We start from the raw sequence: 19,106 nt of genomic DNA on the forward strand, positions 1-19,106 counted from the left end.
GGACGATCCGATGACCGAGACCGAAGACCTGTACGCGCCCGCTCCCGCGTCCGCGTCCCCCGTGGCGGCGGGAGGCTGGCAGAGCCTGCACCTGACCCTGCACACCGACGGTGCGGACACCGATGCCTTCGTCACGCAGGCGCTCGCCCCCCTGATGGACGGCCGGTACGGGCCGGACGGCGGCGCCTGGTTCTTCATCCGCTACCACGAGGGCGGACCCCATCTGCGGATCAGGTTCCGCGGCTCGGCGGTGGACGCGGCGGAACTCGCCGCGGAACTGGCCCTGTTGGCCGCGGGAACCGACACCGTCGCCGGCCCCCTCCCCGGCCGGCACGGGGAGGTGCGCGCGGCACGGTACGAGCCGGAGACCGAGCGCTACGGCGGGCCGGCCGCGCTCCCGGTGGCCGAGGAGGTGTTCGCGCACTCGACGCGCGCTGCCGTCGCCGCCCTGCGCGCCGTGCCCGGGCGGGCCGACCGGCTGCGGCTCGCCCTGGACCTCGCCCACACCACGGCGTACGCCCTGGGCCTGGACGAACTGGACTCGGCGGGCTGGCTGCGCCGGCACGCCGCCTCCTGGCGCTGGGCCACCGAGGTGCGGCCGCTGCCCGGAGCCGCCGTCCACACCCGGGTCAACACGGTGTTCGCGGCCCAGCGGACGAGCCTGGCGCGGCGCGCCCGGACCGTCCGCGCCGGGCTGGAGGACGGCTACGCCGATCCCTGGCTCGCGGAGTGGACCCGGCAGGTGCGGGCGGCCGACGCCCGGTTGCGTACCGCCGTACCCGCCGTACCCGCCGTACCCGCCGCGGACGCGCCGGACGCGCCGGTACGGACGGACCGCCGGCTGTGGGTGTGGGCCTCACAGCTCCACATGCTGTTCAACCGGCTGGGGGTCGCCCCCGACGAGGAGCGGGCCGTCTGCCGGCTCGCGGGGCGCGCCCTGCTGGAGACGGGCGACGGGGGCGGCTTCTTCGGGGCCGGGGTGCGCGCGGCCGACTACCAGTACCTGGAGCAGAGCAAGTTCCAGATCGGCCGGGCACAGGACACCGCCGTACGGAGCATCGCGCGGCCCGGCCCGCCGTCGGGGTACCGGCCCGAGGCCGAACGGGCTCTCCCCGCGGCCCCGTTGCCGGAGCTGTCCCTCGCGGAGGCGCTGCGCCGCCGCAGCTCGGCGCGCGGTGCGCTGCGGGGGCCGCTCACCGCGGAGGAGCTGGGCGGGGTGCTGTGGCACGCCCACGCGCCGAGCCACGTGTCCCGGCGGCCGCTGGCCGACGGTGCGGAGCGCACCCTGCAGCACCGCCCGTACCCGAGCGCGGGCGCCCTCTACAGCGTCCGGGTACGGCTCCTGGCGCTCTCGGTGGCGGGACTGGCCCCCGGTACCTACCACTGCGTGCCGGAGCGGCGGTCGCTGGTCGCCCTCGGACCGGCGCCGGACCTGGACGGGCTCAAGGCGTTGTCCTCGTACCTCTCGCGCCCGGCGCAGGACCCGGACTCCGTCGGGATCGACGAGGCACCGGCCGTGCTGGCGGTCCACCTGGACCTCGGGCTGCTCCGGCGGCGCTACGGGCTGCGGGCGCTGCGGCTGGGCCTGTTGGAGGCCGGGCACCTGGCGCAGACCCTCCAGCTCACGGCCGGCGCGTTCGGGCTGGCCACGATTCCGCTCGGCGGCCTGCAGGACGACCTGGCGCACGAGCTGCTGGGCCTGGACGACCTCGACGAACCGATCCAGTACCTGCTGCCGCTCGGCCGCCTGGACCCGCAGGGGTAGACGTGGCTCAGGCCCGGGGTGCGGCCTCTTCCAGCTGCCGGACGGTGCCGGACATGACGGTCCGGACGTGTTCGGTGAGGTGTTCTGCGGGCCAGTCCCACCAGGCGACGGAGAGCAGGCGGGCGATGTCTTCGTCGTCGTAGCGGGTGCGGATGAGCCCGGCCGGGTTGCCGCCGACGATGCCGTAGTCCGGGACGTCGTCGACGACGACGGCGCCGGAGGCGATGATCGCGCCGTGTCCGATGCGTACTCCGGGCATGACCATGGTGTCGTAGCCGAACCAGACGTCGTTGCCGACGACGGTGTCGCCCTTGACCGGCAGGTCGGTGAGCAGGTCGAAGTGCTCGGCCCAGGAGCCGCCCATGACGGGGAAGGGGAACGTGGAGGGGCCGTCCATGCGGTGGTTGGCGCCGTTCATGATGAACCGCACCCCGGTGCCCAGCGCGCAGAACTTCCCGATGACCAGTTTCTCCGGCCCGTAGTGGTAGAGGACGTTGCGGGTCTCGAACGCGGTCGGGTCGTCCGGGTCGTCGTAGTAGGAGTACTCCCCGACCTCGATCAGCGGCGAGGTCACCAGCGGCTTCAGCAGCACCACGCGCGGCTGGTCCGGGAACGGGTGGAGAACGGTCGGGTCTGCGGGAAGACGATCCATGGCGGCCACTTTCGCAGCCCGGAGTGTCCGGCGGGCCGTGCCCGGCCATGATCCGCCGGGCACCCCCTCACATCGTCTCCGGCCGGCGTCAGGTGGTGGGCGGGGTCCAGTCGGCGGGCAGGCCGGACTGGGTGAGGACGGTGGCCAGGCTGTAGTGGTCCTGGTCGGATGCGATCCGGCAGTGGTTCTCGTCGAGGTCGAGCAGGGTGGTCATCGGCACGGCGAAGGGCTTGGGTGCGCCCTTGAGGTGGCCGGAGTAGACGGAGCGGACGGTGATGCGGTCGCCGTCGAGGCGGGTGGCGCGGACGGTGACGTGGACGTTGTCGATCAGGGCGTCGGCGCGGGCCTTCCATCCCGCGATCTCCTCCCGGCCGTGGAAGGTGATGCCCACGGCTTCGTCGGTGTAGGTGCCGTCGGCGGTGAACAGGGCGCCGAGCGCCTGGGGTTCGGTGCCGTTCCAGGCACGGGCCCAGTCGGTGACGATCCTCGGCGACGCGCGCCGGCCGGTGTCCTGCGCGGCGTAGGCGGCGTAGGCGGTGGAGGTGGTGACGCAGAGGGCTGCGGCGGCGGTCAGGACGGTCAGGGTGCGGAGCGCGCGGGACGTCATGGCTGGTGTTCCTCCGGGTACGAGTACGGGTCGGCTCACAGGCTCGTACCGGGCGGTGTCCACTCTCCAGGCCCCACGGGGTCGATCGCTGTCCAGTACTGCCCGCCCTCGTCCACCGGAAGCGGCGCTGATGCCCGGTACGGAACGTCCGTACCGGGCATCGGCGTCGGCGCGGCCGCCTGGGCATCGCCTAGCGCAGGCGGGTGATCCGGGTGGTGAAGGAGGGCTCGGCCAGCTCGGTCCCGACCGCGACCGGGACGCTCTTCGCTCCCTCCCCGGCGCCGACCGTGAGGACGCCGACCTCGGTTCCCGCCTTCGCGGTGTGCGGGGTCCCGGAGGCACCCGGCCGCAGGGTGAGCTTCAGCTGCTGGCCCGGTACGCCGATGACGTTCAGGTCCTTCGTGGCCACCAGCGGGGTACGGCCGCCGAGGCCGTCGTCCACGTGGCCGACCGTCTGGCCCTTGCGGACCACGGGAGCCGCGTCGAGCGCCTGCCGCACCGCCTCGATGATCTTCTTGCTGTTGGCCAGGACGAGCTTCAGGCTGTTCTCGCCATTGAGGTCCGGGCCGTCCGCGTGCTGGTCCATGAGCGTGCCGAGGATCAGCGGGGTCTCGTCGCCGACCGACTTGTACGCCGCCCACACCAGCGTCCCGCCCGCGGGGGTGCTGGACCCGGTCTTGATGCCGCGGATGCTCAGGCCGTTGGCCGAGAGCAGGGTGTTGTTGTTGAGGAGCGTCTTGGACAACCCCTTGATCTCTTCGTTCGGCAGAGCGACCACCGCACGGAACGCCTCGTCCTTCATCACGGCCTCGGCCAGCTTCAGCTGGTCGGCGGCGGTGCTGACGGTTGCGGCGTCCAGACCGCTGGGGTCCGTGTACGTGGTGTTCTCCATGCCGAGCTCCTTGGCCGCGGCGTTCATCTTCGCGACGAAGGCCGCCTCGGAGTCGGTGCCGGCGTCCCAGCGGGCCAGCAGCCGGGCCACGTTGTTGCCCGACGGGATCATGAGCATCTTCAGCATGTCCTGCTGGCTGAACTTCGTACCGGCGACGAGTCCCTCGACCCGGGACTCGTGCTCCGAGGTGCCGTCGGCCACGGTCTTCGCGTCGACCTCGATCTGGGGCCCGGCCTCGCCCTTGCGCAGCGGGTGGCCCTTGAGGATCACGTAGGCCGTCATCACCTTGGCGACGCTCGCCGTGGGGACGGGCTTCTGCTCGCCGAAGGTGCCGATGTCGCCGGAACCGGGTACGCGTACGGCGCCCTGGCCCTTGGCGGGCCACGGTACGGAGAACTGCCCGGCGATGGTGTGCCCTTCCCCGGCCGCGACGAGCCGGGGGGCGGGCAGCGGGCGCAGCAGCTGCCCGCCGATGGCCGCGCCGGCCAGGAGCAGCAGGATCGGGGTCCAGATCTTCACGCGCCGGACGGCGGTGCGGCGCGGGGTCTCGGGCGGGGGCGTGGTGTTGGTGAGCTCGGCGAGCAGGTCCAGCGGGGGCTGCGGGGGCAGCGGCACCTCGCGGGTGGGCTCGACGACCTCCGGCCGCGCCGTTTCGGCCGCGGTCTTGGCGGGGGCGGGGGTCGGGGGCCGCTTCTGCGGTACGGCTTCCGGCCAAGGGGCCTTCGCCGCCGGGGCGTCCAGCTCCTTCAGGGCCACGAACTGGCTGGTCCGCTCCGCGTCGGCCTCGTCGGCCTCATCGGCCTCGTCGGCCACGTCGGCCCGAGCCCAGGACGGCACCGGTCGGGGCTCCTTGCCCGCGTCTTCGTCCGGACCGGCGTCCGCGGACTCCTCGCCCCCCTCGGCCTCTTCGTCGTCAGGCGCACCGTCGGCGTCCGACTCGGTTTCGGCCTCCGCTTCGGGCTCCGCCTCCGTGTCGGCCTGTGCGTCGGCCTCGGGAGCGGTCTCGGCGACCGCCGCCGGCTCGGATGCCTGGTCGGCCTCGGGCTCGGCCTCCGCCTCGGGCTCGGGCTCGGCCTCGGGCTCGGCATCGCCGGTGGCCTCCGCTTCGGACGCGGCTACGTCCCCGCCGTCGGCCTCCGGCTCCGGCTCGGGCTCCGGCTCCGGCTCGGGCTCCGGCTCCGGCTCGGGCTCCGGCTCCGGCTCGGGCTCCGGCTCCGGCTCGGGCTCCGGCTCCGGCTCGGGCTCCGGCTCCGGCTCGGGCTCCGGCTCGGCATCGCCGGTGGCCTCCGCCTCGGGCTCCGGCTCCGGCTCCGTGTCCGTGTCCGGTTGTGCTTCGGCCTCGGGAGCGGTCTCGCCGGACGGCGGCTCGGCCTCGGAACCGGCTTCGGCCTCCGGCTCGGATGCGTGGTCGGCCTCCGCCTCGGGCTCCGGCTCGGGCTCGGGCTCCGGCTCGGGCTCGGGCTCGGGCTCCGGCTCGGGCTCCGGCTCCGGCTCCGGCTCGGCTTCTGCCTTCGCCTCGGGTTCGCCCGGCGCGTCCTCGTCGGATCCGGTCTCCGTGGCACCGTCGGCCTCGGGCTCCTGCGGTGCCTCGGCCTCTGCCTGCTCGGGGGCCGTGTCCTGCGTACCGGGATCCGGTTCCGGTACCTCGGTCCCTGCCGTCTCCGGAGTCTCCGGGGTGTCCGGGGAACCGCCCGCCACCGCTACCGCCTTCATTCCTGCCCCGCCTTGCCGCTCACCCCCGGCCGACAGCCGCCCCACACGCTCACGCGGTGGGGCGGCTGCGGGCCGGATCTTGCCGATACCGTCGAGCGAGGCCCCCGAAGGAGCCTCGCCGACCGGCTAGATGTACGGCGCGCCCCCTCCGTTCCCGGAACCCGATCCTGTGACCGTCCGGTCATATTCCGGCCCTTCTTCTCGCTCACCTCCGTGCGCGACGCCGCGTCAGGCCGGGAAAACGCGCGGCGTACGCTGAGGTTCCGTGCCACGGCGCATAAAAGCAAAATAAGGAAGGCTGATCGTGCGAACTCCCCTCTCATGGCTTGCCGGCAGGTACTCGCTCGGAGCGAGGAGCGTCAGACTGGCCGCACTGGGTTCGGTCGTGGCAAGTATCGCGATCATCGTGACCGGGGGAATCGTCCGCGTCACCGGCTCCGGGCTCGGCTGCACCGATTGGCCCATGTGTACGGGAGAGACCCTGGCCCCCACCGCGGAAATGGGGGTGCACGGTGCCATCGAATTCGGGAACCGGCTCCTGACCGGGGCGCTGTGTGCCGTGGTGGGTTGGGTCATCATTACCGCGCGCCTCCAGGAAAAGCCGATGCCCGCGGTGCTGCGCGGAGGGTGGGCGCAGTTCTGGATCGTCGTGCTGAACGCGGTCGTCGGCGGAGTCACCGTATGGATGCGGCTGAGCCCGTACATCGTCGCCGCGCACTTCCTCGCCGCCACCCTGCTGCTCACCGCCTCGGTGTACACCTGGCACGCGGCGTACGCCGATGCCGATACCCGTGCCGGTGTCGACGGCGCTGCGGGTGGCGCGGGCGGGCGGCTGCGGTCGTTGTCGGCGGCCCTGGTCGCGGTGACGGCACTGCTGGTCGTCGTGGGCACGCTCGCCACCGGTTCCGGACCGCATGCGGGTGACTCCTCCGACGTGCCGCGCATGCCCTTCGACTGGACGGCCGTGACCGTCGTCCACGGAGTGCTGGCCGCGGCGGTCCTGGTGCTGGCCGGAGCCCTGCTGTCCGCGCTGCCCCGGGAGCACGGCTTCGGCGCCGCGCGGCGCAAGGCCGGCGCCTTCCTCGCCGTGCTCCTGGGGCAGGGCGTCGTGGGGCTGGTGCAGTCGCTGACGGCCCTGCCCTCGCTCGTCGTGATGCTCCACCTGCTGGGCTCGGCGCTCGTGTGGACCGGAGTGCTTCAGGTGCACTTCACGCTCAGGAGGGCCTCCTTCGGTCCTTCGGATCCGCTGGGCGGTGCGCCGCGGCCGCGTGCACGGGACGCCGCCACGCACGCCTGATCCACCGGGAGATCAGCCGGTACGGCCCCGGCCCCGGCCCCGGCCCCGGCCGCGGTCCGGGAGGTGGTCGGCGAGGGCCTCGTGGGTGAGGTGGAGCCCGGCCCGCAGCACGGCGTCGTGCCGGGCGGGGTGGGCCTCGCGGTGGGCCAGGTCGAGCGCACGGGCCCAGTCGAGGTCCGCCGTGAAGTCCTCGCCGAGCAGGGCGGCGTCCAGGGCGGCGGCTGTCGCCCCGACGAGCGGCGCGAAGCCGAGCAGGGCGGGGTCGGGGGCATCGGGCGGGCTGTCGGTCCGGGACCGTTCGCGCAGTTCCTGGCCGAAGTACTGGAGGGTGAGGGCGGTCCGGACCGCGAGGGCCAGTCGCCCGTCGAGCCCGTCCGGCGGCAGCCGGCTCGCCCGGCGGCCCGGCACCAGCCGACTGGTCGCCGCCCGCTCGTACGCGTCCTGCGCGGCCTGTGGCCGCAGCCACATCCGCGCCCGCTCGGGCAGCGCCGTCGGCTCCGGCGCCGCCAGGCCCCGCTCCAGCCGGCCGGCGATCGCACCGAGCAACTCCCGTACGTCGGCCCGGTAGCCGTCCAGCCCCGCCGCGGCCGACCGGTACGGGTCCGGCGGCCACAGCAGCGGCCCGAGCAGCACGACCACGGCGATGCCGACGAGGGTCTCCTCCACGCGCGCCAGCGGGTATCCGGGAACGGCGGTCGCGTAGACCATGAGCGCCGTGATGAGGACCTGCTGGTTGGGCGCGCCGGGCCGTCCCATCAGGTACATGCCGGCGCAGCCGGAGACCAGCACGGCGGGGAAGGACCACGCCGGGTCCGGCAGCCAGTGCAGCACGACCGAGCTCAGCACGACGCCCACGAGCACCCCGGCCATGCGTTCCCACCCCAGGCGCGGCCAGGCGTACACGTCCTCGCGCAGGATCAGCACCGCCGGCAGCGCGGCGGGCACCGGCGCCGTGCTCGTACCCCACCACAGGCACAGGTACCAGGACACCGCGGCGCACAGGGCCAGTCGCGCGGCGGACCGCAGCCGGGCACCGGGGAGGGCGGCGTACGCGTCGGCGACCGGACCGGACATGACGGCATCGTAAGCCGTTCACCCGACGCCTCCCGCGATATGGAACCGGGCGGACGCGAGTCTCGCGCGGGAATTGGCGGAACGACAATCCCATATGCGCATCAAGGTGTTGCCCGTTGCCCGAGACATTTGGCAACGGAGGAAATCGGCGGCGCTGCCGAGGGTCTCGAACGGAACGGAACTCCGGTCGGCAGGGCGGAGTTCTGCACGCCGCAGCCTTGGTGCCAGGTGCGGTAGCCCCTGGCAACGGCCTTGACATCGATCGTCCGCCGACATTTGACTGCGGCTCGTCGTCCCGTGAGAAATGGGATCAGTTCTGAATTTCACCCCTGTCGGGCGTTCAAAAGAAAGGACATCGCCATGTCGTGAGGACCTTCCGGGTTCTCCCTGATCGACTGCGCCCAGGCAACACCAAGGGCGGGGCCTAGGCCACGGGTACGGAAGCGGGGTGGAGTCGGCCGGCGCCGCCGTAGGAACGGGCGAACTCCTCGCCCTCGGGGCCCGGAGCGGACAGGCGGGCGATCCGTTCCCGGCGCAGCCGCAGGCCGAAGGCGGACTCCGCCGTGTCTCCCGACGGCAGGTGCAGCAGGTCCAGCAGCCGGTCGGAGAACTCCTGCGCGGTCCAGGCGGCCTGGTGGCGGCGCCGGTCGTAGTCCTCCAAGGCGCCCTCGCCCTCGCCGTCCCGGTGGCAGCGCAGCAGGCTGTCGGCTAGGTCGGCGACATCGGCCACCGCCAGGTTGAGCCCCTTGGCTCCCGAGGGCGTCAGCACGTGCGCCGCGTCCCCGGCCAGCAGCAGCCGGCCGGCCCGTACGTGCTCCCGGACCCGGCCGCGCAGCCGCAGCATGCCGACCTCGGTCACCGCGCCCAGCTCGGGGTCCCCCGCCTGCAGCTGCAGGCGCAGCGACAGCTGCTCGCGGATGCGCGTCTCGGTCCAGTCCGCGAGGTCCGCCTCCGGCGCGACCTGGAGGTAGAAGCGTGCCAGCCGGGGCGTGCGGGGCATCATCCCGGCGAAACCCGCCTCGTGGAGGGCGTACCGGATGCCGTCCACGGGACGGTCCACCTCGGCGAGCACCGTCAGCCAGTCGTACGGGTACCGCCGTTCGACGGTTCCGTCCGCGTCGGCGGGGAACGCCTGCGCGACCGTACTGCGCGGACCGTCGCAGCCCACGACGTGCTCGGCCTCCAGGACGTCGTCCGGGCAGCGGACGAGCGGGCGGGGGCCCGAGGTGTCCACTTCGAGGACGGGGCAGTCGAACCGCACCACGCCACCGCTCTGTTCGAACGAGGCGATCAGGTCGCGCACCAGGAACTGCTGCGGATACACCCAGTGCCCGGCTCCGCCGGAGAGGTCCCCGTACGGTATGCGGATCCGCTCCCCGAGGCATACGAACTCGCACCACTCGTGCCGGCCGCCCTCGGCCAGCAGCCGATCGGCGAGCCCGTGCTCGCGCAGGTACTCCACCACCCGGTGCTCGATCAGGCCCGCCCGGGCCTGCTGCTCCACCTCGGCCCGGCCGGCCCGTTCCCGGACCTCGACCGAGACACCGGCCCGGTGCAGCACGTTGGCCAGTACCAGTCCGGCGGGCCCGGCGCCGACGATCGCCACCTGTACGTGGCGTCGGGGCGCGCTCACGACCGGCCCGCCGGGGCGAGGGGGGCGCGCAGGGTGGCGGGGTACGTCTCGTACGCCGCGGGCTCTCCTCCCCACGTGTGCATGCCGACCTCGACGATGGTGCGCCGCCTGCCGGTTCCGGCGGCCTGGAGCATCCGGCCGATCGGCGCCGACGGGTCGGTGAGGCACTGTTCGGCAGCCGCGGACAGGCCGGGTCGGGCCACGACCACGTTCCGGGAGAGGTCCACCCCGCTCGACGAGGCCAGTACGAAGCGGTGGCTCATCCGGCGGACCGAGACCACGGAGCCGACCCATGCCTCCAGCAGGGGCGTGGTGAGCCCGTCGGTGCCGAGGCGCAGCCGAGCGCTGGTGTGGGCGAACCGGTCGAGCTCTTCGCCCGTCTCCCCGGTCCCGGTGGCGGCGAAGCCGTCCGGGAGGACTTCCGGGAACCGAACGGATGGCATCGTCAGCGTGGGCATGGCACCCCAGAGGACTAGGTGAGAGGAAGTGGGCGTGATCCAGATTCCGGTACGCCCGCTCCGCCCGCCAGAGGACGCCCCTGCCCATCCGCCAACTCCCGGGAGTAGAGCGGCAAGTCCCCGCGAGGGGCGGTCACGCCTCCCTGCGGCGGCGGCGCCGGACGGCGAAGACGATCGCGACGATGATGGCGATGACGAGCAGAACGATGAGCACGGTGCCGATGAGGGCGGCGAACCCCAACTTCTTGAAGAATCCCTTCTTCTTGGCCTTGCTCTTACTCTTCCCCTTGTCCTTCTTCTTGTCCCCGTCGACAAGGCTGACGGAGCCGACGGCCGAGTTCCGGAGCTGCCCGGGCGCCGCCTGGGACGCGGGCTGCGCGGCGGCGCCGGCGGCCGCGAGCGGACGAGCCGTCACCGGTGCGGCCTGGGCCGCAGCCTGCGGACCCAGCAGCAGCCCGGCCAGAACGAGCGCGGGTATGGCACGGACGATCCAGCGACTGATCACTTGCTTCTTCTCCTCTGGCCCGGTGCCACTGCGCACCCTTCGTGGGACGAGCATCCCGCGACGCCATCCTCACGTCCATGCCGGCGCCGATAGTGTCTACGGCCGGATGCAAGGACTGGGGGATACGAGATGGGCATGAAGATTCATCGTCCGGGGCGGCCGGAGGACCTTCCGGAGGCGGCCGTGCTGTGGGCGCGCTGGGCCGCGCTTGCCGTGGCGACCTGGAATGCCGAGGAGGAGAAGGAGCGCTTCCGGCACGGGTACTGGCTCGGCGACAGCGAGAACGACAGCGAGAGCCACTTGCGCTACGACGACGGCGCTTGCAGCCGATGGGTGCTGGTCCGGGCCGACGGCGGTCGCGCTGTCCTGTTCGGACAGGACGACTCCAGCAAGGTCGGTCGGTACGAGCCGCCGATCGATCTCCTCGCCGGGGCGCCCGGCTGGGTGCACCAGGAGCTGCGGCACGACCTGCTGGGGCAGGGAAGGATCGAGTGCGTCTACTGGTTCGAGGACGGTTCCTGGCACCGCGCACCGTACCCCGACGACCTTCGTGACGACGGGCTCGACTGCGGAATGGGCCATCTGACCTCGCGTGACCACGCCGTCGACGCGATCTGTGCCCTGTTCGAGTTCGACGACGAGTGCGAAGGCGCCGTGGAGGCCTGCGAGCAGTTCTTCGAGCACGCGGAGCGGGGCACGGTCACCGACGAGGTCGTGCGCTCGTTCGCCGATGAGGTCTTCCGGATCCAGACCGAGTACGAACTCCTCTGGCCCGAGGTCCCAACCCCCCGCACGGAAACGGACCTCGCCGCGATGACGGCCCTGGGGGGCGGGCTTATCCGTGCTGCTTGGTCTCCAGTGCCTGGACCAGTTGGGGCAGGTGGTCGCCGGCCATGACGAGGGCCAGGTGGTCGTGGAAGTCCCGGCTGGCGACGATCAGGCCGTCGCGGACGCGCAGTACCTGGATGTTGGCGCTGGTGAAGGTCCGACCCGTCACGCGGTGGTGCACCCGGTAGTCCCACTCGGCGACGACCACCTCCGGGTCGTCCGTCTGCCGTATCACGACGTTCTCCGGGGTCAGTTCCACGGGCGAGCCCGCGGCGACTTGCGCGAAGCGCTCCTCGATCACGGCCCGGCCCTCGACCCGGCGCGGCCCGACCGGCTCGAAGACGGTCTCCACCACGGCGTCGTCCGCGTAGAGCTCGGCCAGTTCCGGGTACCGCCCCGCGCCGATGCGCTCCAGCAGCTCCTGGGAGACCTCTCGGGGTGACAGGGTTTTGGGCATGATCAACCTCCGGCGGGATCAGCCACTAGAATCGGACTAGCGGCTCCGCTTTCAACGATACGGACTGGCGACTCCGGTTGTCCAGAGGGTTCTGCCGCCGCCGACACGTGGAAGGCAGAAGAGGGATGAGTGGCAGTCAGGAGCGCCCACTGCGGGCGGACGCGGCCCGCAACCGGGCCAGGGTGCTCGATGTCGCCACGGAGGTGTTCACCAGCCGTGGCGTCGGCGTGCCGACCGAGGAGATCGCCCGGGCCGCCGGGGTCGGGGTCGGCACGCTCTTCAGGCACTTCCCGACCAAGGAGGCGCTGCTGGAGGCGGTGATGGTGCGCCGGCTGGAGGAGATGTCGGCCATGACCGCACGGCTGGCGGCGCAGGCCGATCCGGCCGAGGCCTTCTTCTCCTGCTTCCGCCTGGTGGTGGAACAGTCGGCGGGGAAGAACGAGTTCGCCCACGCACTCGCGGCGGCCGGTGTGGACGTACACGCAGCGCTGCGGGAGCCGACCGAGGAGATCCAGGCCCGGCTGGCCGGTCTGCTGTCCGCGGCGCAGCAGACCGGGGTGGTCCGCCCGGAGCTGCGCCTGCCGGAGCTGCTCGCCCTGCTGGTCGGTACCGGCGCGATGCTGGAGCAGCTCGGCGGGGACCCGGCGGCCCGGGAGCGGATCTTCGAAGTGGTCTTCGACGGACTGCGTCCCCGCTGACCGGCTCGGACGGCTCGGACGGCTCGGGTCAGGCTGAGGGCCGGGGGGCGGTGAAGACCTGCTTGACCAGGGTGTCCAAGGCCTTGGGGAAGGCCTGCGCCGGATCGACTGCGGCGTCACCGGTGGTCAGCCCGGCGGTGAGGGTCTTGCTGCCGTCGGGCGTGCTGTACATCAGGGCGCCGTAGCCGCCGGGGGCGCCGCCGTTGTGGTGGAAGACGGTGCCGCCGTGCTCCGGGCCGAGGTCCTGGACGAACAGGCCGAGGCCGTAGCCGAGTTCCCCGTGCGGCTTGCGCATCTCGGCCATCAGCGGGGCCGGCAGGAGCTTGCCGCTGTTCAGTGCAGAGAAGAAGGTGTGGAGGTCCCGGGTCGTCGTCATCGCGTCACCGGCGGCGAACAGCACGGAGGGGTTCTGGCGGGTCACGTCGGCCACCTTCCACTGGTCGGCGTCCTGGTAGCGGTAGTAGCCGTGGGCGTGCGGTTCGGGGAGCTCCGGGCTGTTGCCGCCCAGTACGGTGTTCCGCAGCGCGAGCGGCTCCAGGATCCGGCGTCGCATCTCCTCGGCGTAGGAGCGGCCGGCGACCTGCTCGATCAGCAGGGCCGCGAGGGTGTAGTTGGTGTTGGAGTAGCTGAAGCCCATCCCCGGTTCGAACCGGGCCTGCTTGGACAGGGCCAGGGCCACCAGTTCCTGCGGGAGGTAGGTGCGCAGCCGGTTGTCGACCCACTCCTTGCCCGTGGCGGGGATCCCGGGCACGAACGTGCCGTCCTCGTAGTACTCGCCGGTGTAGTTGAACAGCCCGCTGGTGTGCTGGAGCAGCATCCGTACGGTGATCCGCCGGTCCAGCCCGAGCTCGGGAAGGTGGTCGGCCACCGGGGCGTCCAGTGCGATCCGCTCCTCGGCCACCAGCTGGAGCACCGCGGTCGCGGTGAAGGGCTTGGCGACGCTGCCCGCCCAGAAGTGCCCGTCCGTCGGCGGCTTCGCGGTCTCGCCCGGCTTACTCACCCCGGCGCTGCCGACCCACTCGCCCTGCTCGTCGTGCACGCGCATCTGTATCCCGGCGAAGCCGGCGCCGACGAACGCCTCGATGGCCTTCTGCAGTTCCGGGCGGTCGGTCGCCTCGGTCACGTTGGTCATGATGGTGCTCTCCTTCGGGGGTTGTGGAGGTTGTTGCGGGTCAGAGGCTGCGGGCGGTGATGTCGCCGTAGGCGGTGGTCGCCCGGATGTTCAGGGCGGCGGCGGGGCCCTCGGTGTTGTTGAGCGCGTTGGCGATCCGGCCGTAGGCGGTGCCGGCGTCCAGGGAGGCGGAGACTCCACGGGCCGCGCCGACCGAGATGTCACCCGACTGGGTGCTGAGTACGACCGTGCCGCGTACGGCCTCGTTGATGCGGAGGTCGCCCTTCTGGGTGCTGATCTCCGCCGGTCCGCCCAGGCGGCCGACCGAGATGTCGCCGGCCTGGAGGGTGAGACGGGCGCCTGCGGTCTCATCGAGCCTGACCAAGCCCTGCGCGCCCTCCAAGACGACGTCACCGAGCCGTCCGACCCCGCGGAACTCGGCGGCCGCAGCCTTCGCCTCGACGCTGGAGCCGGCGGGCAGTTGGACGGTCACCTCGACCTCTCCCGAGGCACCGAGCATCTGGTGCTTCGCCACCGGGGTCTCGATCCGCAGCACCCCGTCGGCGTAGGCGACCGTGGTCTCCTCCGCCGCCTTCACATCGCGCCCCTTCGACGCATCGACGGGCCGGACCTCGACCACGGCGTCGGCCCGGTCGGCGGCGATCACCTGGACACGTCCCGCCGCGACGTCGAGGACGACGGCGATCGGGGCGGTGGTGTCGAACTTCTGCATGACGGTCTCCTGTTGCGCTCGCTTGCTGTTTCCGATGAGGGAAAAGCTACGTAGCGTTTAGGAATCACGCAACGAGTTCGTTGCGTAGAAATACAATCCATGCAGATCAGAGCATCAATATCGTTGCAACGGATCTAATTTTAACGCAACGTCAGCTCCTTGGCGCGTTGCATTGGATGGAAAGTGAACGCTATGCTGGAGCCATCAGGGACCAATGGAAGGAGATCGCGATGCCGGGAGGCAGGCTCACCCAGCAGGAACGCCAGCAGATCGCGCTGGGGGTGGCCGACGGGCTCGCCTACGCGGAGATCGCCAGACGCCTCGACCGTCCCACCTCGACGGTCACCCGCGAGGTCATGCGCAACGGCGGACCCACCGCCTATCGCGCCGACTTGGCCCACCGCGCCACCGAACGCCGCACCCACCGACGCAGAAAGGCCGCGCCCCGGGGGTCGGAGACGACGGCGCACGCCCACGGTCGCGATGTCGAGGCGGTGCGCGAGTACGAGGAGGTGTTCGCCACCGTGTTCATGCAATCGGGCCTGCCCAAGATGACGGCCCGGGTGCTGGCCGCCCTCTACACCACCGACGCCGGCAGCCTCACCGCCTCCGAACTCGCCGCGAGCCTCCAGGTCAGCCCGGCGTCCGTCTCCAAGGCGATCACGTTCCTCGAAGGCCAGGGCCTCATCCGCCGGGAGCGCGACGAACGCCGCCGCGAGCGCTACGTCGTCGACGACGACGTCATGTACCAGTCGACGATGGCCAGCGCCCGCGCCACCGCCCACCTCGGCGAGGTCGCCCGGCAGGGCGTGAGCGTCCTCGGCCCCGACTCCCCGGCCGCCGCCCGCCTGGAGAACATCGCCCGCTTCATCGACTTCGTCTCCGAGGGCATCGCCCGCGCCGCGGACCAGGCCCGCGAGATCCTCCACACCAAGCCCGAAACGACTCAGCCGTAGCCATCCGCTCCTTGCGCAGGGCTTGCGGAGGCTTTCACCTTCACGTTCCCGTTCGGACATCTCGATCTGCCCTTGCGTACCTGGCCCCCTGCGGCAGGCCTCGTACAGGGTGGGTCGCATGCACGCTCCCGACCGAGACCGAGACAAGAACGCCGGCACCAGGCAAGGCGGCCGTACCCAGAGCCGGGGCCCAGCCCCGGCCGGCGGCGGGAGTCCCCTCCACTCGCTGCACGGGCTGCAGGGCACCGCGGGAAACGCCGCCGTCGTCCAATTCCTGCGCCGGGCCGGACACTCGGGGGAGCAGGAACAGCACCGGCACGGCGCCGGCTGCGGCCACGGGACGGAGCAGCCCCAGGTCCAGCGCTCCGCCGTCCACAACGTCCTGCGCGAGGGCGGCCGCCCTCTGGACGACGCCACCCGTACGGACATGGAGGCGCGGCTCGGCGCCGACTTCTCCGACGTACGCATCCACACCGGCGGAGCCGCGAGGGCCTCGGCGGCCGATCTGGGCGCCCGCGCGTACACCTCGGGCAGCCACGTGGTCATCGGGGACGGCGGCGCGGACAAGCACACGCTCGCCCACGAACTGACCCACGTCATCCAGCAGCGCAAGGGGCCGGTGGCCGGTACGGACCACGGCAACGGCCTGCGGGTCAGCGATCCGTCCGACCGGTTCGAGCGCGAGGCCGAGGCGAACGCCACCCGCGCGCTGTCCGGGGGCGTGCCGGTGAGCCGCGCGGTGCAGCGGGCGGCCGGCGAGGCTCGTACCGACGGTGTGCCGCAGGTACAGCGGATGCAGACGATCAAGAAGCAGTTCAGCGCGGCGGCGAGCATCTTCGGACTGCGCCGCGACGAGGTGTCCCCCGGTGCTCCGCGCCAGACGGCCGCGAAGCACATCCGGGACGAGCTCAAGGCACTCGGCCTCGAAGGCGAGGACACCGTGGGCGCGCGCGTCGCCGACGCCATCGACGGGATCAAGACGGTGGCGGGCGAACACGGAGCCCGGGACATCCACACCGTGTTCACGCAGGCCGAGCTGACAGCGCTGTACGCGATCCGCAGCGACGACCCGCGCGCGGAAGACGCACACAAGACGATCGCCTCGACCGAGCTCGCGTACTGGACGGCTCAGCACAACGCGAACCCCACCAGGGGCACGCAGATCGCGATCGGCGTGGACGTACAGACCCGCGTCGGGCTGCAGAAGACCGTCGGCGGCACCACCGCGTTCATGCGCCAGTTCCAGGACGCCTTCCGCAGGGACGCGGAGAACAGGTAACGGGATCGACGGGCCCGCCGGGCGGCTTCAGCGGCCGCCGCGTTCGAGGGCGGCGACCTCGCGTACGGACTCGGCGATGGCCCGGAAGTCCTTCTTCAGGATGGCGCCGTGGTTGCTGGCGACCTTCGCGCCAAGCCGGATGTTCGGGTTTCGCTCGAATATCGGGTCGAGGCCCGCGCGGATCTTCTCCTGCTCGTCGCCCTTGCTCCCGAAGGAGGTTCCCGAGGCGAGGACGTACCGCACCGGGACGGTGATGCCGTCCAGTACGGGGCCCAGTTCGCGCTCGCGGGAGAGCTTGCCGAGCTCGATGTTGCTGTCCGCCTGCTCCTCGGCGGTCATCCGCGGGGTCAGGCCCGTCGGGCGCAGCAGCGGTGTGAGCCAGCCGATCCGCCGGAAGAGCTTGCGGATCCGCTGCTCCATGGCGTCGTCGAGCCAGTCGTACGGGGCCGCGCCGTCGACCAGGACCGCGCCGATGGCACGGTCCGGGTTCCGGCCGGCCCAGTGCGCCCCGACGACCGCCCCGTAGGACCAGCCCACCACCAGCGCCCGGTCGACGCCCCTGGCCGCGAGCACGGCATCGACGTCCCGGACGGCGGCCTCGAAGGAGTAGTCCGCGGAACGCATCGACTTCTTGCCGCGAGCCCGCTCGTCGTAGGTGATGTGCCGCCAGCCCGTGCCCAGTTCGTCGATGACCCGGCGCCAGTACCCCTGGGTGGCGAACTGGCCGTTGAGGTAGATCACGGGGATGCCGGGACCGCCGGTGTCGGTGACGGCCAGGGCCGTGTCGTCGACCGGCACCATGCCGGTCCATGTCGAGGTCGCGTTGGTCATGATGGGGGTGCTCCTTTGGGGGTTGTTGCGGGTCAGAGGCTGCGGGCGGTGATGTCGCCGTAGGCGGTGGTCGCCCGGATGTTCAGGGCGGCGGCGGGGCCCTCGGTGTTGTTGAGCGCGTTGGCGATCCGGCCGTAGGCGGTGCCGGCGTCCAGGGAGGCGGAGACTCCACGGGCCGCGCCGACCGAGATGTCACCCGACTGGGTGCTGAGTACGACCGTGCCGCGTACGGCCTCGTTGATGCGGAGGTCGCCCTTCTGGGTGCTGATCTCCGCCGGTCCGCCCAGGCGGCCGACCGAGATGTCGCCGGCCTGGAGGGTGAGACGGGCGCCTGCGGTCTCGTCGAGCCTGACCAAGCCCTGCGCGCCCTCCAAGACGACGTCACCGAGCCGTCCGACCCCGCGGAACTCGGCGGCCGCAGCCTTCGCCTCGACGCTGGAGCCGGCGGGCAGTTGGACGGTCACCTCGACCTCTCCCGAGGCACCGAGCATCTGGTGCTTCGCCACCGGGGTCTCGATCCGCAGCACCCCGTCGGCGTAGGCGACCGTGGTCTCCTCCGCCGCCTTCACATCGCGCCCCTTCGACGCATCGACGGGCCGGACCTCGACCACGGCGTCGGCCCGGTCGGCGGCGATCACCTGGACACGTCCCGCCGCGACGTCGAGGACGACGGCGATCGGGGCGGTGGTGTCGAACTTCTGCATGACGGTCTCCTGTTGCGCTCGCTTGCTGTTTCCGATGAGGGAAAAGCTACGTAGCGTTTAGGAATCACGCAACGAGTTCGTTGCGTAGAAATACACTCTATGCAGGTCAGAGCGGCAATTTCATTGCAATGGATATGGACGTAATGCAACGTCAGCTATGCATGGCGTTGCATTGGATGAGAGTGAACGCTATGGCCGAGCCCGGCCGGGCCGGGCCGGCGCCGCGCCGGCCGCGGGCATGCCGATGCGGCCGGTCCCTGGTGGGGCCGGCCGCAGGAGGGCGGGGGACGGAGTCCGTCGGGCCCGCTCAGGGTGGGGGTGTGGCGGAGGGTCAGGCGCTGGCCGCGTCGGTGCAGGCCGCGACGCCGCCGCAGTACGTGATGTCGAAGTGGTTGCTCTCGCGGGCGTAGACGTTGCCCGCCGAGGACCGCCAGCGCTCCGCGCCGTCGCTGCGGGTGGAGATCTTCGTGAAGCTGGAGTGGATGTAGTTCGTGATGCAGGTGTTGGGGTTGATGTCGGCCTTGTAGCCGTTGTAGTGGCTGTAGGTGCCCGAGGCGTGGCCGACCTCGGTGCCACCGGTGACGTTGATCGCGCAGCCGCTGGCGCTCTTGAGCGTCTTCAGTCCGTCCACCGTGGCCTGGTTGATCTGGTCGTACGAGGTGCAGGTGGCGTTCGAGCGGGTGGTGCAGCCGCCGGAGGAGGAGTGGGTGACCCCGGCGGCGCCGAGCTGGGAGGCCGCGGCCGACTGGGACAGCTTGGAGACGGCGAAGGCGTTCGTGGGCAGGGCGATGACGACCGCGGCGGCGATGGATCCGGTGGTGATGGCGGTGCGGCGCAGGCTGGTACGCATGAGGACGGGTGTCCTTCCGTCTCGGGAATGGATGGGGCGGTTCAGGGCTCTCGGACTTGGTAC

General features: G+C 71.9%; 19 protein-coding genes. 6 read left to right on the plus strand and 13 right to left on the minus strand.

Translation table 11 applies throughout. The features are described 5' to 3' along the window. The first annotated feature begins 10 nt into the window (after nt 1–10). On the plus strand, nt 11–1,765 hold the full coding sequence (locus OG509_RS40405; RefSeq protein ID WP_331741842.1) for a thiopeptide-type bacteriocin biosynthesis protein: 1,755 nt from the start codon (nt 11–13) through the stop codon (nt 1,763–1,765). 7 nt (nt 1,766–1,772) lie between these two features. On the opposite strand, the gene OG509_RS40410 is transcribed toward OG509_RS40405, so the two are convergent. The 3 genes from OG509_RS40410 to OG509_RS40420 form a co-directional block, all read right to left on the minus strand. After that, nucleotides 1,773–2,417, minus strand: coding sequence for a CatB-related O-acetyltransferase (locus OG509_RS40410; protein WP_331741845.1), 645 nt, complete (start codon nt 2,415–2,417; stop codon nt 1,773–1,775). Between the two features lie 88 nt (nt 2,418–2,505). Beyond that, complete coding sequence (locus OG509_RS40415) at nt 2,506–3,024, minus strand: nuclear transport factor 2 family protein (protein WP_331741847.1); 519 nt, start codon at nt 3,022–3,024, stop codon at nt 2,506–2,508. A gap of 190 nt (nt 3,025–3,214) precedes the next feature. Continuing rightward, nucleotides 3,215–5,629: a D-alanyl-D-alanine carboxypeptidase family protein gene (locus tag OG509_RS40420; protein ID WP_406187888.1), complete on the minus strand. Its 2,415-nt coding sequence runs from the start codon at nt 5,627–5,629 to the stop codon at nt 3,215–3,217. Between the two features lie 304 nt (nt 5,630–5,933). On the opposite strand from OG509_RS40420, the gene OG509_RS40425 reads away from it, so the two are divergent. Next, nucleotides 5,934–6,926 carry a COX15/CtaA family protein gene (locus OG509_RS40425; protein WP_331741853.1) on the plus strand — a complete coding sequence of 331 codons (993 nt, stop codon included), beginning with the start codon at nt 5,934–5,936 and terminating at the stop codon, nt 6,924–6,926. Between the two features lie 12 nt (nt 6,927–6,938). Here the strand turns inward: OG509_RS40425 and OG509_RS40430 are convergent, their stop codons facing one another. The 4 genes from OG509_RS40430 to OG509_RS40445 all read right to left on the minus strand — a co-directional run bounded on the left by OG509_RS40430 (nt 6,939) and on the right by OG509_RS40445 (nt 10,596). Next, nucleotides 6,939–8,000, minus strand: a complete 1,062-nt coding sequence (locus tag OG509_RS40430; RefSeq protein ID WP_331741856.1) for an FUSC family protein — start codon at nt 7,998–8,000, stop codon at nt 6,939–6,941. Nucleotides 8,001–8,424: 424 nt separating this feature from the next. Next, complete coding sequence (locus OG509_RS40435) at nt 8,425–9,633, minus strand: FAD-dependent monooxygenase (RefSeq protein WP_331741858.1); 1,209 nt, start codon at nt 9,631–9,633, stop codon at nt 8,425–8,427. Next, complete coding sequence (locus OG509_RS40440; protein WP_406187889.1) at nt 9,630–10,091, minus strand: hypothetical protein; 462 nt, start codon at nt 10,089–10,091, stop codon at nt 9,630–9,632. Before OG509_RS40440 ends, OG509_RS40435 begins: the two co-directional genes overlap by 4 nt. A 133-nt stretch (nt 10,092–10,224) precedes the next feature. Further along, the gene (locus tag OG509_RS40445; RefSeq protein WP_331741864.1) at nt 10,225–10,596 is read right to left on the minus strand and encodes a hypothetical protein; all 372 of its coding nucleotides are present in this window, start codon (nt 10,594–10,596) and stop codon (nt 10,225–10,227) included. Nucleotides 10,597–10,731: 135 nt separating this feature from the next. Between OG509_RS40445 and OG509_RS40450 the strand changes: the two genes are divergently transcribed. Then, complete coding sequence (locus OG509_RS40450) at nt 10,732–11,493, plus strand: hypothetical protein (protein WP_406187890.1); 762 nt, start codon at nt 10,732–10,734, stop codon at nt 11,491–11,493. Here the strand turns inward: OG509_RS40450 and OG509_RS40455 are convergent. Continuing rightward, nucleotides 11,432–11,881: a nuclear transport factor 2 family protein gene (locus OG509_RS40455; RefSeq protein WP_331741870.1), complete on the minus strand. Its 450-nt coding sequence runs from the start codon at nt 11,879–11,881 to the stop codon at nt 11,432–11,434. The two genes, OG509_RS40450 and OG509_RS40455, sit on opposite strands and share 62 nt — an antisense overlap. Before the next feature lie 125 nt (nt 11,882–12,006). Here OG509_RS40455 and OG509_RS40460 point away from each other — a divergent pair, with 125 nt between their 5' ends. Beyond that, nucleotides 12,007–12,579 (plus strand): helix-turn-helix domain-containing protein, encoded by a 573-nt coding sequence (locus OG509_RS40460; RefSeq protein WP_331741872.1) that lies wholly within the window; start codon nt 12,007–12,009, stop codon nt 12,577–12,579. A gap of 28 nt (nt 12,580–12,607) precedes the next feature. Here OG509_RS40460 and OG509_RS40465 read toward each other — a convergent pair whose 3' ends face one another. Together OG509_RS40465 and OG509_RS40470 are read right to left on the minus strand one after the other, a co-directional pair. Further along, nucleotides 12,608–13,711, minus strand: a complete 1,104-nt coding sequence (locus tag OG509_RS40465; RefSeq protein WP_331741876.1) for a serine hydrolase domain-containing protein — start codon at nt 13,709–13,711, stop codon at nt 12,608–12,610. 40 nt (nt 13,712–13,751) lie between these two features. Further along, entirely contained in the window at nt 13,752–14,423 is a 672-nt protein-coding gene (locus OG509_RS40470; RefSeq protein ID WP_331741879.1) for a DUF4097 family beta strand repeat-containing protein, read from the minus strand. A 230-nt stretch (nt 14,424–14,653) separates the two neighbouring features. Between OG509_RS40470 and OG509_RS40475 the strand changes: the two genes are divergently transcribed. Both OG509_RS40475 and OG509_RS40480 read left to right on the plus strand, forming a co-directional pair. Continuing rightward, a complete protein-coding gene (locus tag OG509_RS40475) occupies nt 14,654–15,379 on the plus strand; it encodes a helix-turn-helix domain-containing protein (protein ID WP_331741882.1) in 726 nt (241 codons plus the stop codon). A gap of 118 nt (nt 15,380–15,497) precedes the next feature. Further along, entirely contained in the window at nt 15,498–16,658 is a 1,161-nt protein-coding gene (locus tag OG509_RS40480) for a DUF4157 domain-containing protein (RefSeq protein WP_406187891.1), read from the plus strand. Between the two features lie 27 nt (nt 16,659–16,685). Here OG509_RS40480 and OG509_RS40485 read toward each other — a convergent pair whose 3' ends face one another. The 3 genes from OG509_RS40485 to OG509_RS40495 all read right to left on the minus strand — a co-directional run bounded on the left by OG509_RS40485 (nt 16,686) and on the right by OG509_RS40495 (nt 19,043). Further along, nucleotides 16,686–17,489, minus strand: a complete 804-nt coding sequence (locus tag OG509_RS40485; RefSeq protein WP_331741884.1) for an alpha/beta hydrolase — start codon at nt 17,487–17,489, stop codon at nt 16,686–16,688. 32 nt (nt 17,490–17,521) lie between these two features. Next, nucleotides 17,522–18,193, minus strand: a complete 672-nt coding sequence (locus OG509_RS40490; protein ID WP_331741879.1) for a DUF4097 family beta strand repeat-containing protein — start codon at nt 18,191–18,193, stop codon at nt 17,522–17,524. A 331-nt stretch (nt 18,194–18,524) separates the two neighbouring features. Further along, nucleotides 18,525–19,043 carry a hypothetical protein gene (locus OG509_RS40495; RefSeq protein ID WP_331741887.1) on the minus strand — a complete coding sequence of 173 codons (519 nt, stop codon included), beginning with the start codon at nt 19,041–19,043 and terminating at the stop codon, nt 18,525–18,527. Nucleotides 19,044–19,106 lie beyond the last annotated feature (63 nt).

The organism is Streptomyces sp. NBC_01006, from assembly GCF_045162725.1.
Lineage (GTDB): Bacteria > Actinomycetota > Actinomycetes > Streptomycetales > Streptomycetaceae > Streptomyces.